This is a genomic window from Streptomyces sp. NPDC001634, assembly GCF_040298185.1.
In the GTDB taxonomy this organism is placed as follows: Bacteria; Actinomycetota; Actinomycetes; order Streptomycetales; family Streptomycetaceae; genus Streptomyces.
Window position 1 is genome coordinate 22,328 of sequence record NZ_JBEOZU010000092.1, and the last position, 14,255, is coordinate 36,582.

A 14,255-nucleotide genomic window follows, 5' to 3' on the forward strand; every position below is an offset into this window, starting at 1 on the left:
CCTCACATCCGGGAGAGACGGAAGTAGTCACGGGGCCTCACATCCGGAAGACGCCGAACCCGCCACGCGCACCTTCGTAGGGCGCCGTGTGGATCGCGGACAGGCACAGGCCGAGGACGGTACGGGTGTCGCGCGGGTCGATGACCCCGTCGTCGTACAGCCGCCCGGACAGGAACATCGGCAGGGACTCGGACTCGATCTGCTGCTCCACCATGGCGCGCAGGGCGGCGTCGGCGTCCTCGTCGTACGGCTGTCCCTTCGCCGCCGCCGACTGCCGGGCGACGATGGAGAGGACACCGGCGAGCTGCTGCGGGCCCATGACGGCCGACTTGGCGCTGGGCCAGGCGAACAGGAAGCGCGGGTCGTACGCCCGCCCGCACATGCCGTAGTGGCCGGCCCCGTACGAGGCGCCCATGAGCACGGACAGGTGCGGCACCCGGCTGTTGGACACCGCGTTGATCATCATCGCGCCGTGCTTGATGATGCCGCCCTGTTCGTACTCCTTGCCGACCATGTAGCCGGTGGTGTTGTGCAGGAAGAGGAGGGGGATGTCGCGCTGATTGGCGAGCTGGATGAACTGGGCCGCCTTCTGGGACTCGGCGCTGAAGAGCACCCCCTGGGCGTTCGCCAGCACCCCGACCGGATAGCCGTGCAGCGTCGCCCACCCGGTGCACAGGCTCGTGCCGTACAGCGGTTTGAACTCGTCGAAGTCGGAGCCGTCGACGATGCGGGCGATGACCTCGCGCGGGTCGAAGGGCACCTTCAGGTCGCCGGGCACGATGCCCAGGAGTTCCTCCTCGTCGTACTTGGGAGGGATCGCCGGGCCGGGATCGGCGTACGCCTTGCGGTGGTTGAGGCGGGCGACCACGCGTCGCGCCTGGCGCAGGGCGTCCTGCTCGTCCACGGCGTAGTAGTCCGCGAGGCCCGACACGCGCGTGTGCATCTCGGCGCCGCCCAGGGACTCGTCGTCGCTCTCCTCGCCGGTGGCCATCTTCACGAGCGGCGGCCCGCCGAGGAACACCTTGGCGCGCTCCTTGACCATGATCACGTGGTCGGACATGCCGGGGATGTAGGCGCCCCCGGCCGTGGAGTTCCCGAAGACGACCGCGACCGTCGGAATGCCCGCCGCCGACAGCCGGGTCAGGTCGCGGAAGATCGCTCCCCCGGGGATGAAGATCTCCTTCTGGGACGGCAGGTCGGCGCCGCCCGATTCGACCAGGCTGATGCACGGCAGCCGGTTGGCGAGCGCGATGTCGTTGGCGCGCAGGGCCTTCTTCAGGCTCCACGGGTTGCTGGCACCGCCGCGTACGGTCGCATCGTTCGCGGTGATCAGGCACTCGACGCCCTCGACCACACCGATCCCGGTGACGAGTGAGGCGCCGACCGCATAGTCGCTGCCCCAGGCGGCGAGCGGGGACAGTTCCAGGAAGGGCGTGTCGGGGTCGAGGAGGAGTTCGATGCGCTCGCGGGCGAGCATCTTGCCGCGCCTGCGGTGCCGATCGACGTACTTCTCCCCGCCGCCGGCCAGCGCCTTGGCGTGCTCGGCGTCCAGGTCGGCGAGTTTGGCGAGCATGGCGTCGCGGTTCGCACGGTGGTCGGGGCCGCTCACGTCCACAGCGGACGACAGGACGGTCACAGCAGTGCCTCCGGAATGTCGAGGTGGCGGGCGCGCAGCCATTCGCCCAGGCCCTTGGCCTGCGGGTCGAAGCGGTGCTGCGCGGCGACGCCCTCGCCGAGGAGCCCCTCGACGACGAAGTTCAGGGCGCGCAGGTTCGGCAGGACATGCCGTACGACGGTCAGGCCCGCCGTCTCCGGCAGGAGTTCGCGCAGGCGGTCCACGGTGAGGGTGTGGGCGAGCCAGCGCCAGGCCTGGTCCGTGCGGACCCACACCCCGACGTTGGCGTTCCCGCCCTTGTCCCCGCTGCGGGCGCCGGCGACACGGCCCAGGGGGGCGCGACGCGTGGTCCCTGCGGGCAGGGGGTCGGGCAGCGGCGGCTGAGGCAGCTCGTCGAGTACGAGGGTGTCGTGGGCCGGGGGCACGGGGATCCGCCGTCCGTCGTGGAGTACCGCACTGTGGCCCACGGCACCACGGTCGACGAACGCCGATTCGAACACCCCATAAGGCGTGCCCTTTCCCGGTGGCGCGACCACATGGAAGCCGGGGTAGCTGGCGAGCGCCAGCTCGACCGCGGCGCCGCTGAGCGCCCGCCCTACCGCGGACTCGTCGGCATCGCGTACGACGAGCCGGAGCAGTGCGCTCGCCGTCTCCTCGGTCGGGGCGTCGGGGTGATCGGTGCGGGCGAGGTCCCATCGCACCTCGGCCGGGGGGGACTTGGCCGCGTCCAGGGCCGCTTCCATCTGGTCCCGGACGAGCGCGGCCTTGGCCTCGATGTCGAGCCCGGTCAGTACGAAGGTGACCTCGTTGCGGAAGCCGCCGAGGCGGTTGAGGCCGACCTTGAGGTCCGGGGGCGGCGCCTCCCCTCGCACGCCCTCGATGCGCACCCGGTCGGGCCCCTCCTGGATGAGCCGGACCGTGTCGAGACGGGCGGTGACGTCGGGGCCCGCGTACCGGGCACCTGCCGTCTCGTACAGGAGCTGCGCGGTGACCGTGCCGACGTCCACGACGCCGCCGGTGCCGTCGTGCTTGGTGATGACGCTGCTGCCGTCGTCGTGGAGTTCGGCGAGCGGGAAACCCGGGCGGCGCAGCAGCTCGGGCGGGTGTTCGGTGAAGAAGGCGTAGTTGCCGCCGGTGGCCTGCGCGCCGCACTCCAGGACGTGCCCGGCGACCACCGCGCCCGCCAGCCGGTCGTACTCCTCGGGCCCCCAGCCGAAGTGGGCGACGGCGGGCCCGGTGACGAGTGCGGCGTCCGTGACGCGCCCGGTGACCACGACGTCGGCGCCCTCGCGCAGGCAGGCGGCGATGCCGTGGCCGCCGAGGTAGGCGTGGGCGGCGAGGGCGCCGGGGTGGGCGGCGGTGAGGTCGTCGCCCTCGACATGGGCCACCCGTACGGGGATGCCGAGCCGGTCGGCCAACTCCCTTACGGCATCGGCGAGTCCCGCCGGGTTGAGGCCGCCCGCGTTCGTCACGATCCGCACGCCCCGCTCATGGGCGAGGCCCAGGCACTCCTCCAACTGGCCGAGGAACGTGCGCGCGTAGCCTCCGGCGGGGTTCTTGAGGCGGTCGCGGCCCAGGATCAGCATCGTCAGCTCGGCGAGGTAGTCGCCGGTGACGACGTCGAGCGGGCCGCCGGCGAGCATCTCGCGCAGGGCGTCGAAGCGGTCGCCGTAGAAGCCGGAGGCGTTGCCTATGCGGAGAGGGCGGCGGGGCAGAGGGCTCACCGCCCCTCCCCCTTCGGCGCACGCCCTGCCCCCGGCGGGCCCGCGAACGCCTGCGCGATGTCCAGCCAGCGGTCCGCATCGGGTCCCTCGGCCCGCAGCGCGAGGTCGGCCCGGTTGGCGCGCTGGGTGACCAGCAGGCAGAAGTCCAGCGCGGGACCGGTCACCCGCTGGGCGGCGTCCTCGGGCCCGTACGACCAGACGTCGTCCCCGGAAGGCGCGGCCAGCTCCACCCGGAACTCCTCCCGGGGCGCGCTCGATCCCCGTACCCCGAAGGCGAAGTCACGTGCCCGCACCCCGATGCGGACCACATGCCGCAGCCGGTCGGTGGGGGTGCGCACCACACCGAGCGTGTCGGCGATGTCCTGTCCGTGCGCCCAGGTCTCCATCAGCCGGCCGGTGGCCATGGATGCGGTGGACATGGGCGGCCCGTACCAGGGGAAGCGGGTGCCGGAGGGCGCGGCGCGCAGGGCGCGGTCCAGGGCGGCACGGCCCGCGCGCCACTGGGCGAGCAGCCGCGCCGGCGGAAGGGCGGCCCCCTCGTGTGCGGCCTCGTCGACCCAGGTGTCCGGGGACGCGAGCGCCTTCTCCACCTCCGCCCCGAACGCCTCCGCGTCGGTGACGGCCAGCAGGGCGGCTCGGTCCGTCCAGGCCAGGTGGGCGATCTGATGGGCGATGGTCCAGCCGGGAGCGGGCGTGGCGAGTGCCCAGCGGGACTCCTCCAACTCCCCGACCAGCCGGTCGAGTTCCTCGTTCTCCCGGCCCAGATCGTCGATCACGGACGATGCGTCGGACACGATGCGCTCCCCTCGGGGCACGACGGTGTGCGTGGGGAGCATGGCAGCGGACACAGAAACAATCAAGCGTGCTTGCATGGATTTTGGCCGTAGGGATCTCACAGCCAGGACCCCCGGGGTACAGGGAACGCCCAGGTTCCCCCTCCAAGTGCCAGGCCATTCCAAGGTATTCACAGCCCCCGTTTGCAATTCCTTGCCGATAAGCCGGTCGGCGCCGTGTAAGTTCTTCGGTGTCGGACGGCGAGGGAATCACCGAGGAAAACAACCCGGAATTTCCAGCCAAGTCCGCGGAGAATTCTCGCACCATTGCAAAGTAAAACTCTCAAGGAGTCGGAATGAGCTTCAAGAAGCTTGCCCCGCTGCCCCCGAAGCCCAAGGCGAAGCAGCTCCCGCCCCCGCCGCCGCCGAAGCCGAGGAAGCGGCACGAGCCGAAGCCGCTACCCAAGCCGCTGCCCGGCCAGGACAACTGATCCGGCACTGAGAAAGAGGACCGACGGTGCACCGTCGGTCCTCTTCGGCATTTCCCGGACCGAATTCCGGCCGCACTTCACAGCCTGCACCGAGGTTGTTCAAAGGGATAACCAATCACCGTGACAGAGCCTGTGGGACATGACCGGTAGGGACCAGTACGAGTACGCGGCTGACGACGGGTACGAGGACGGCGACGGGTACGAGGACGACGCCACCCCCTCCATCCCCGCCCGCACCGCCTTCCGGCGCTTCTGGCCGATGACCAAGGGGCTGCGGGGCTGGCTGGCGGCCGTCTGGGTGTGCACGGTGCTCGCCGCGCTCGCCGAGACGGCCGCCATCCTGCTGTTCAGCGAACTCACCGACCACGCGCTGCAGAAGGGCTCGCTGACCGCGTTCTGGGTGCCGGCGGTCGAGTGGCTCGGCGTCGCCGTGCTCGGCGCGGCCATCGGGTACGCGGGCAACTCCCTGGCCACCTGGATCACCGAGCGCTTTGTGATGCGGCTGCGCGAGCATGTCTTCGACCACGTACAGCAGTTGCCGCCGCACTTCTTCCAACGGCACCGGCAGGGCGATCTGCTGTCCCGGCTGACCAGCGACGTCGAGGCGATCGAGACGATGGTCGTGTCCGGTCTCGTCGGGGCCGCCTCCGCGGCCTTCAGCGCGGTCTTCTACGCTGCCGCCGCGTTCTGGCTGCGCTGGGACCTGGCGGCGGCGACCTTCGTGCTCGCGCCGCTGTTCTGGCTCGCCGCCCGGCGCTTCTCCGGCAGCATCAAGTCCGTCTCGCGCGAGGGCCGGGTCGCCGACGGTGCGATCACCTCCGTGGTGGAGGAGTCGCTCGGCAACATCGTGCTCACGCAGGCGTACGACCGCCGGGACGCGGAGCGGCGGCGGCTGGGGCAGGAGGCGAACGCCTGGTTCCGCGCGTCCGTGCGGTCCGCCCGGCTGAACGAGCTGTACGAACAGCTCGTTCAGGTCATCGAGACGGTGTGCGTCCTCGCGGTGATCGGTCTCGGCACGTGGGAGATCTCCGGCGGGCGGATGACGCTGGGCCAGCTGCTCGCGTTCGCGGCCTTCCTCGGGTATCTGTACCCGCCCGTGCGGGGCCTCGCGCAGCTCGGGCTCACGGTCACGGCGGCGACGGCCGGTGCCGAACGGCTGATCGAGATCCTGGACGTCCGGCCGGCGGTGAGTGATCCGGGGCGCTCCGCTCCGGCGCCGGTGGGCCGGCCCGACGGTGCCGTGGAGGTGCGGAACGTCTGCTTCCGCTATCCGGGCTCGGACAGGGCGGCCCTGGAGGGCCTGTCCTTCGCCGTCCGGCCCGGCGAGCTGGTGATCATCACCGGGCCCAGCGGCGCGGGCAAGTCCACGGTCTCCAAGATGCTGCTGCGCTTCTACGACCCCGACTCCGGCGCGGTCCTCCTCGACGGCACCCCGATCGGCGACTTCCCGCTGGCCCGGCTGCGCGAGTACATCACGCTGCTGCCCCAGGAGACCCTCGTCCTGCACGACACCGTCCGGGCGAACATCGCCTGCGGGCGGCCCGGCGCGAGCGACCAGGCGATCGTCGAGGCGGCGCAGGCGGCCGACGCGCACGAGTTCATCATGAGACTGCCCGAGGGCTACGACACCAAGGTCGACCCCAACTCGGCCCGGCTGTCCGGCGGCCAGCTGCAGCGGCTCGCGATCGCGCGCGCCATCCTGCGCGACTCGCCGGTCCTCGTCCTGGACGAGCCGACGACCGGTCTGGACGCGATGGCCGCGCGACGGGTCGTCAAACCGCTGCGGCGGCTGACGACCGGGCGTACGACGATCATGATCACGCACGATCTGAACCTGGCGCCCGACGCCGACCGCATCCTCGTCGTCGACCAGGGCCGCATCGTCGAGACGGGCCGCCACGACGAACTGCTGGCGCGAGGCGGGGCGTACTCCCGTCTGCACCGCTCGCAGAACAACGTCAACATGGACACGGGCGAGCTGCGACTGCCGCTGTTCGTCCGGACGGGCGCGGAACCTGCGGGGGCCTCGGGCGCGATGCCCGCGGCAGCCCCGGTGGAGTACGCGGGCGGAGTGCCCGTGGGAGACCAGCCCCCCGCCGGTGTCCCCACGGGGTACGCGGACGTGCCCCCCGGCTACGGTCCCGCGGAGTACCAGCGCGGCCGGCTCCCCGGCCCGTACGCGACCGGCCATCCCTCGCAGCCCCCGTTCGGGCCCACCCGTGACACACCCGGTGCCGTCCCCGACCAACTCCTCGACGGCCGCCCCCTGTTCCGTGACGAGACGCCCTGGCACGGCGCCTGATCCTCCCATCCGCCGACAGGTACAGGCGCATAAAGGGATGACACACCTGACCAAGTCCACTACCCTGGACCGCGAGGTGCATCACGCTGAACGAACCCTGACTTGAGCCACCTGGAAGGCCCCGTGAACACGCCCAGCGCCACCCCCTCCACTCCGGCCCCGGTCATGACCGCGCCGAGCTCTGCACCCACCGCGCCCGGCGGGGGGCACCGCCTGGGTTCCCTCGGACCCGTGGGGCTGGTGCTCGCGGGCGGCGTCTCCGTGCAGTTCGGCGGCGCGCTCGCGGTGAGCCTGATGCCGCGGGCCGGCGCACTCGGCGTCGTGACCCTGCGGCTCGTCGTGGCGGCCGTCGTACTGCTCCTGGTCTGCCGTCCCCGGCTGCGCGGGTACGCGCGCGCCGACTGGGGCACGGTGGTGGTCTTCGGGATCACCCTGGCCGCGATGAACGGCCTCTTCTACCAGGCCGTGGACCGCATTCCGCTGGGCCCCGCCGTCACCCTGGAGGTCCTCGGCCCGCTGGCCCTGTCCGTGCTCGCCTCCCGCCGCGCGGTGAACCTGATCTGGGCGGGACTGGCCCTGGCCGGCGTCTTCCTCCTGGGCGGCGGCGACTTCGGCGACCTGAACCCGCTGGGCGTCGGCTTCGCGCTCTCCGCGGGCGCGATGTGGGCGGCGTACATCGTCTTCAGCGCCCGTACGGGACGACGCTTCCCGCAGGCCGACGGGCTCGCGCTCGCGATGGCCGTCGGGGCGGTGCTGTTCGTGCCGCTGGGGATCGCCGAGTCCGGCACGAAGCTGCTCGTACCGTCGACGGTCGGACTGGGCGCGGCCGTGGCGATGCTCTCCTCGGTCCTCCCGTACACCCTCGAACTCCTTGCCCTGCGCCGCCTGCCCGCCTCCACCTTCGCGATCCTGATGAGCCTGGAACCGGCTCTCGCCGCGACCGCGGGCTTCCTGATCCTCGGCCAGTCCCTGACCTCGACCCAGGCGGTGGCGATCACCCTGGTCATCGCGGCGAGCATGGGAGCGGTACGGACGCAGGTGGGCCGCGGCAGGACGAAGACGGCGGAGGCGTAGCGCGAAGACGCCTGGCGGTGACCGGTGTCAGCGGCGGGACATGTACAGACCCAGTGCCTTGTGCAGCAGGCGGTTGAGCGGGAAGTCCCACTCGCCCAGGTACTCGACCGCGTTCCCGCCCGTGCCGGCCTTGAAGCGGAGCAGGCCCAGGAGGTGGTCGGTCTCCTCCAGGGTGTCGGTGATGCCGCGCAGGTCGTAGACGGCGGCGCCCCCGTCGTGGGCGTCGGTCAGCATGCGCCACTGGATCGCGTTGTTCGGCTGGACCTCGCGTCTGCGGCTGGTGGAGGCGCCGTACGAGTACCAGACGTGCGTGCCGACCGTCAGCATCGTCGCGGCCGCCAGAACCTCGCCCTCGTGGTGGGCGAGATAGAGCCGCATACGGTCCGGGTCCTCCGCCGTCAGCGCGGTCCACATCCGCTGGAAGTACGGCAGCGGGCGCGGGATGAAGCGGTCCCGTTCGGCCGTCTCCGTGTAGAGGGCGTGGAAGGCCGGCAGGTCGTCATGGCCGCCCCGGACCACCTTCACGCCCGCCTTCTCGGCCTTCTTCACATTGCGGCGCCACTGCTGGTTGAGGCCGCGGTGGACGTCGTCCAGCGTCCGTCCCGCGAGCGGTACCTGGAAGACGTACCGCGGCTGGCCGGCCGCGAAGCCGTCCTCGCCGCCCGGTTCCGTCTGCTGCCAGCCCATGCGGCGCAGCCGGTCCGCCACGTCGGACGCGCCCGGTTCGTGCTCGGTCGCCGGGACGTCCCGCAGCCGCCGCGCGCCCGGGTCCGCGATCGCCGCCTTGACGGCGTCCGCGCTCCAGCGCCGTACGACCACGGGCGGGCCCATCCTCACCGAGAAGGCGTCGCGGCTCCTGAGGTGTGCGAGCAGCGGTTCGAGCCACCGGTCGAGGTCCCGGGCGTACCAGTCGATCACCGGGCCCTCGGGCAGATACGCCAGATACCGCTTGAGCCCCGGCAGCGGGCGGAACAGGACCAGGCCCGCGCCGACGGGGCGCTGCCCGCCCTCCTCGAACCAGCCCAGGCTCTCCGCCCGCCAGTCCGGCTTCACATCGCCCCACGAGGGCACCTGCATATGGCTGACGGACGGGCGCGACGCGATGAACGCTAGGTGTTCTTCCCGGGAGACTGGGCGGACGAGGAGGGTCATGCGGATGGCTCCTGGGTGGGTGGGACGTTGACGCCGGTCAGGTCGAGGGCCCGCTCAGCCCCGCCCCTCCATCCTCCCGAACACCTCCCATGCCTCCGTGTCGCCCACGCGGGAGTTCAGGAAGCAGTCCGCCCACTCGGCCATGTCCTCGTACGCCGACTCCTGGGTCGGACGGGTGATGGCGGACGGTATGCCGAAGAGCGTTCGGCGCAGGTCCACACCCGGGCCCAGCAGGCACCAGTGGGCGCCGGGGCGGCCGTACGGCATGCCCACGCTGCCCGGGTTGACCACCTGGCGGCCATGCGCCAGACGGACGTACGTCGGAGAGGACCGCCACACGGTTCAGTAATACGTCGCTCGTCACTGCTTCGTTTCCTCCAGCCGTTCCGCCAGTACCTCCGCCAGATGCCGCGCCCTGCGGCCCGCGAGCTGAGCCAGCTGGGTGCGGCAGGAGAACCCGTCGGCCAGCACGACCGCGTCCTCGGGGGCCGACCGCACCGCCGGGAGCAGCTGGTCCTCCGCGCATGCCGTCGAGACCTCGTAGTGGCCCTTCTCGAAGCCGAAGTTGCCCGCCAGTCCGCAGCAGCCTCCGGTCAGTTCGCCGGTCAGGCCCGCCGCCGTGCGCAGCCGGCGGTCGGCCGCGTCGCCGAGGACCGCGTGCTGGTGGCAGTGGGTCTGGCCGACCGCCGGTCGGTCCACCGCGGGGGGAGTCCAGTTCGGGGCCAGGCGCTCCAGGGCCTCCGCGAACGTCACGACCGCCGCCGAAAAGCGTGCCGCGCGCGGGTCGTCGTGCAGCAGCTCCGGCAGGTCCGTGCGGAGGGCGGCCGCGCAGCTGGGTTCGAGGACGACCACCGGGCAACCGGCTGCCAGCACCGGTTCCATCAGGTCCAGCGTGCGGCGCATCACCGTGCGGGCGCGGTCCAGCTGACCCGTCGAGACGTACGTCAGACCGCAGCAGACCCGGCCCCGGTGCCCCATGAGGGGCAGTTGCCCCGCGCCCATCCGTGCCGTCGGCGGCAGGACCACCCTCAGCCCCGCCGCCTCCAGCACCCGTACGGCCGCCTTTCCCACGGAGGGCGACAGGTGCTCGGTGAAGGTGTCCGGCCACAGGACCACCCGGGGGCCGCCACGGGACCGCCCGCCGGACTCCCGCCTCCACCACCGGGTGAACGTCTCCCCCGCCAGCCGCGGAATCTCCCGCTCGGGTGCGATCCCGCCCAGCCGCTTGGCGAGCACCGCCAACGGGCCCACGGACGCAAGGGCGTTGACCACCGGTGCCGTGCGCGTGCGGGCCACCGTCCGCAGCCACACCGGCAGCCACCCCATCGTGTAGTGGGCGGCCGGCCGGCGCCGCCCCGCGTAGTGGTGGTGCAGGAACTCCGCCTTGTACGTGGCCATGTCGACGCCGACCGGGCAGTCCGTGCGGCAGCCCTTGCAAGACAGACACAGATCCAGCGCGTCCCGCACCTCCGTCGACCGCCAGCCGTCGGTGATCACCTCGCCCGCCAGCATCTCGTGCAACAGCCGGGCCCGGCCGCGCGTGGAGTGCTCCTCCTCACCGGTCGCCCGGAACGAGGGGCACATCACGCCCGCACCGGACACCGTCGTCGTACGGCACTTGGCGACACCCACGCATCGGCGGACCGCCGCCGAGAAGTCGCCGCCGTCCGCCGGGTAGCCGAAGGCCACGTCCACCGGCTCCCTCGGCAGCGGTGCGAACCTCAGGTTCTCGTCCAGCCGCGCCGGGCGGACCAGCATCCCCGGGTTGAGCAGGTCGTCCGGGTCCCAGATGTCCTTGGCGCGCTCGAAGAGGGCCACCAGTTCCGGTCCGTACATCTTCGGGAGCAGTTCCGCGCGCGCCTGGCCGTCGCCGTGCTCCCCGGAGAGCGAACCGCCGTGGGAGACGACCAGTTCCGCGATGTCCTCGGAGAAGCGGCGGAAGCGGGCGATGCCCGCCTCGGTCATCAGGTCGAAGTCGATGCGGACATGGATGCAGCCGTCCCCGAAGTGGCCGTACGGCGTGCCGCGCAGACCGTGGTCGGCCAGCAGGCGTCTGAAGTCCCGCAGGTAGTCGCCGAGTCGGACCGGCGGCACCGCACAGTCCTCCCAGCCGGGCCAGGCCTCGCAACCGTCCAGCATCCGGGTCGCCGTACCGCTCGCGTCCTCGCGCAGCCGCCACAGTGCGCGCTGACCGGCCGGGTCGGTGACCACCACCGCGTCCGTCACGTCCGCCGCCCGGACGATCGCCTCCGCACGCGCGCGTGCCTCCGCCTCGCTCGCGCCGCCCGCCTCCACGAACAGCCAGGCGCCGCCGCGCGGCAGCCCAGCCGACGGCGGTACGAGATCGGCGGCCATGCCCTCGACGGTCAACGGGCCCTGTGGCAGCAGTCCGGCCGCCGCCTCGGCCGCCGCGCTCTCGTCCGCGTACGCCAGCACGGCGAGCGCACGCGCGCGGGGGGCCTCGACGAGGTCCACGACCGCCTCCGTCAGGACGCCCAGCGTGCCCTCGGAGCCGCAGAAGGAGCGGGCCACGTCCGCGCCCTTCTCCGGGAGCAGCGCGTCCAGCGCGTACCCGGAGATGCGGCGCGGGAGGGACGGGAAGCCGGTGCGCAGGAGTGCCAACTCGCCCTCCACCAGGGGACGCAGGCCCTCGGGAGCGCCCCGCCAGCCCCGGCCCGGGGTCAGGGCGTCGCCCCGCGCGGTGAGGACCGACAGCTCGCGCACGCTGTCCGCCGTGGTGCCCCAGGCCACCGAGTGGGAGCCGCACGAGTTGTTGCCGATCATTCCGCCCAGGGTGCAGCGGGCGTGTGTGGAGGGGTCCGGGCCGAAACGCAGGCCGTGCGGGGCGGCGGCCTCCTGGAGGCGGTCCAGGACCAGGCCCGGCTGCACCACCGCAGTGCGCGTGACGGGGTCCAGGGACAGGATCCGGTTCATGTGCCGGGTGAAGTCGAGCACCACGCCCGTGCCCGTCGCCTGCCCGGCGATCGACGTACCGCCGCCGCGGGCGACGACCGGCACGCCGTGCGCACGGCACACGCTCAGCGCGGCCGCCACGTCGTCCGCGTCCCGGGGTGCCACCACGCCGAGCGGCACCCGCCGGTAGTTGGACGCGTCCATGGTGTGCAGCGCCCGTGCCGTCGTCCCGAAGTCGACCTCGCCGCGGACGGCCTCGCGCAGCCCGGCACGCAGCGCACCGGCGTCCACGCCCCGTGCCCCGTGCCGTGGCTCCCCAAGATCCGTCATGTTTCCAGGATGCCTCCGACCACCGACAGTCACCGCCCCGAGGCGCACCGAAACCGTCTTGTGTGAGGGGCGGATGATGAGATCAGAACCGGAATCCGCCCATTCCGATCACAGACTCTCCTATAGTGACGCCCAATTGAACATCTGAACACGAGGGTCGCTGCTCTCCCTCCGGCCCTGCGCGCCCACACGCCCTGGACATGACCGAGGCCGACCGAGGACATCATTCATGACCGCCCCCATACCGTCAGGCCAACGATCCACCCTCCGCGCCGCCGTACCCGTCGCACTCGTCACCGCCCTGGTGGCGGGCCTCGCCGTCGTCGCCGCGGTGATGGCGGCACCGAGCACATTCCGGGTCCCCCTGGCCTGGGGCGGCGGCGCCGCGGCCCTGCTGTTGTGCGTGGCCGTCGCCCTCGCTGTCCACGGCATCCGGTCGGCACGGCTGGCCCGCCGTCACCTGGACGCCGTGTCCCAGGACGCGAGCCGACTGCTCCAGGAACGCGCCCGGCTCGCCGAGGAGTTCAGCCAGGAGCGGGGTCGGCTGACGGACGGTTTCATCGAGGAACGCGTCCGGCTGAGCGAGGAGTTCGAGCGGGAACGGGCCCGGCTCGCCGAGGAGTTCGCTCAAGAGCGGGCTCGTCTCGGCGACGAGTTCGCCCAGAAACGGGCCGTGCTGGCCGACGAGTTCGCCCGTGAGCGCGACCGGCTCACCGCCGAACTCGGCCGGCTCACCGAGGAGAACACCCGCCTCGCCCGGCGTCTGCGCGGGGCGGCGAACGCGCGGGACGCGGCCATCTCCGTCACCGCCAATGTCGCGGGCCGTATGCAGGCCCTGGCCACCGGCATGCTGGCCGATCTGCGCGCGATGGAGGACAGGCACACGGACGAGGACGTCCTCACCGACCTCCTCCACCTCGACCACCGCACCGCGCAGGCGGGCCGGCTCGCCGACTCCGTCGCCGTCCTCGCGGGCGCCCGCTCCGGCCGCCGCTGGGCACGCCCCATCGTCATGGAGTCGATCCTGCGCGGCGCAATGGGCCGCATCAGCGGCTACCAGCGCGTCCGCGTCCACTCCTCCAGCGAGGCCGCGGTCGCCGGACACGCCGCCGAGGGCGTGATGCACGCCCTCGCCGAACTCCTCGACAACGCGGCGAACTTCTCACCGCCGACCGCCGAGGTCCATGTCTACGTCGAGGAGGTGCCCTCCGGGGTCATCGTCTCCGTGGAGGACGCGGGCCTGGTCATGAGCGATGTGCAGCTGCGCCGCGCCGAGCGCGCCGTCTCCGGCGACGTCGCCGAGCTGGGCGGACTCACCGGCACCCGGCTCGGCCTCGCGGTCGTCGGCCGGCTCGCCCGCAAGCACGGCCTGAAGGTGTCCTTCCGGCCGTCGGCGCGCGGCGGCACGGGTGTCCTGGTGCTGATCCCGCAGGACATCCTGTCCCAGCCGACGCTGCCGCCGCCCGCGGAGCCCGACCGGACCCCGGCCGCCGAGACCGCCCCGGCGCCGGCCACCCCCGCGCCGGTCGCCCCTGCTCCGGTCGCCCCTGCTCCGGTCGCCCCTGCTCCGGCCACCCCCACGCCGGCCACCCCCACGCCGGCCGCGCCCGACCACCGGCCGTCGTACGCCGCCGCCCGCGCCCCCGGGGACCTCGACCCCGACCCGGTCCCCACACACGAGTCCCCCATGCACGAATCCCCCACGCACGCGTCCCCCACGCACAAGCCCCCCACGCGCGAGTCCTCCACGCGCGGGACCCCGGCGCACGAGACGTCCGCGGCGGGCGACACCGGCGGTCTGCCCCGGCGCCGCCGCGGCCACGCGCTCGCCGCGGCCGAACGCGGCCGCGCCCTCGCCGTCGCCCGCTCCGAGCGCGAGCC

General features: G+C 72.6%; 10 protein-coding genes. 4 read left to right on the forward strand and 6 right to left on the reverse strand.

Going from position 1 to position 14,255, the window contains the following annotated elements; all coding sequences use genetic code 11:
* Positions 1–37 precede the first annotated feature (37 nt).
* The 3 genes from ABT186_RS39350 to ABT186_RS39360 are packed head-to-tail and all read right to left on the reverse strand — an operon-like array spanning position 38 to position 4,133.
* Positions 38–1,678: an acyl-CoA carboxylase subunit beta gene (locus ABT186_RS39350; RefSeq protein WP_502973475.1), complete on the reverse strand. Its 1,641-nt coding sequence runs from the start codon at positions 1,676–1,678 to the stop codon at positions 38–40.
* Positions 1,633–3,339, reverse strand: a complete 1,707-nt coding sequence (locus tag ABT186_RS39355) for an acyclic terpene utilization AtuA family protein (RefSeq protein WP_351222571.1) — start codon at positions 3,337–3,339, stop codon at positions 1,633–1,635. The genes ABT186_RS39350 and ABT186_RS39355 overlap by 46 nt, the downstream gene beginning before the upstream one ends.
* Positions 3,336–4,133 carry a TIGR03084 family metal-binding protein gene (locus ABT186_RS39360; protein ID WP_351929179.1) on the reverse strand — a complete coding sequence of 266 codons (798 nt, stop codon included), beginning with the start codon at positions 4,131–4,133 and terminating at the stop codon, positions 3,336–3,338. The genes ABT186_RS39355 and ABT186_RS39360 overlap by 4 nt, the downstream gene beginning before the upstream one ends.
* Before the next feature lie 335 nt (positions 4,134–4,468).
* On the opposite strand from ABT186_RS39360, the gene ABT186_RS39365 reads away from it, so the two are divergent.
* The 3 genes from ABT186_RS39365 to ABT186_RS39375 all read left to right on the forward strand — a co-directional run bounded on the left by ABT186_RS39365 (position 4,469) and on the right by ABT186_RS39375 (position 7,979).
* Complete coding sequence (locus ABT186_RS39365; RefSeq protein WP_351222567.1) at positions 4,469–4,603, forward strand: hypothetical protein; 135 nt, start codon at positions 4,469–4,471, stop codon at positions 4,601–4,603.
* Positions 4,604–4,742: 139 nt separating this feature from the next.
* Complete coding sequence (locus ABT186_RS39370) at positions 4,743–6,905, forward strand: ABC transporter ATP-binding protein (RefSeq protein WP_351929181.1); 2,163 nt, start codon at positions 4,743–4,745, stop codon at positions 6,903–6,905.
* A 123-nt stretch (positions 6,906–7,028) separates the two neighbouring features.
* A complete protein-coding gene (locus ABT186_RS39375) occupies positions 7,029–7,979 on the forward strand; it encodes an EamA family transporter (protein WP_351222563.1) in 951 nt (316 codons plus the stop codon).
* Positions 7,980–8,006: 27 nt separating this feature from the next.
* Here the strand turns inward: ABT186_RS39375 and ABT186_RS39380 are convergent, their stop codons facing one another.
* The 3 genes from ABT186_RS39380 to ABT186_RS39390 are packed head-to-tail and all read right to left on the reverse strand — an operon-like array spanning position 8,007 to position 12,374.
* Positions 8,007–9,131, reverse strand: coding sequence for a lipid II:glycine glycyltransferase FemX (locus ABT186_RS39380; protein WP_351929183.1), 1,125 nt, complete (start codon positions 9,129–9,131; stop codon positions 8,007–8,009).
* Positions 9,132–9,185: 54 nt separating this feature from the next.
* The gene (locus ABT186_RS39385; protein ID WP_502973476.1) at positions 9,186–9,470 is read right to left on the reverse strand and encodes a hypothetical protein; all 285 of its coding nucleotides are present in this window, start codon (positions 9,468–9,470) and stop codon (positions 9,186–9,188) included.
* A gap of 21 nt (positions 9,471–9,491) precedes the next feature.
* Positions 9,492–12,374 (reverse strand): FAD-binding and (Fe-S)-binding domain-containing protein, encoded by a 2,883-nt coding sequence (locus tag ABT186_RS39390; protein ID WP_351222559.1) that lies wholly within the window; start codon positions 12,372–12,374, stop codon positions 9,492–9,494.
* Between the two features lie 229 nt (positions 12,375–12,603).
* On the opposite strand from ABT186_RS39390, the gene ABT186_RS39395 reads away from it, so the two are divergent.
* Positions 12,604–14,255, forward strand: a 1,652-nt coding sequence (locus ABT186_RS39395) for an ATP-binding protein (protein WP_351929185.1), incomplete at its 3' end; no start/stop codon positions are given.

Excerpts from the sequence above, each read along its gene's own strand:
- ABT186_RS39350 (WP_502973475.1), bottom strand. The coding sequence starts at position 1,678 with ATGGCTGCGCGCCCGCCACCTCGACATTCCGGAGGCACTGCTGTGACC.
- ABT186_RS39365 (WP_351222567.1), top strand. The coding sequence starts at position 4,469 with ATGAGCTTCAAGAAGCTTGCCCCGCTGCCCCCGAAGCCCAAGGCGAAG.
- ABT186_RS39370 (WP_351929181.1), top strand. The coding sequence starts at position 4,743 with ATGACCGGTAGGGACCAGTACGAGTACGCGGCTGACGACGGGTACGAG.
- ABT186_RS39380 (WP_351929183.1), bottom strand. The coding sequence starts at position 9,131 with ATGACCCTCCTCGTCCGCCCAGTCTCCCGGGAAGAACACCTAGCGTTC.
- ABT186_RS39390 (WP_351222559.1), bottom strand. The coding sequence starts at position 12,374 with ATGACGGATCTTGGGGAGCCACGGCACGGGGCACGGGGCGTGGACGCC.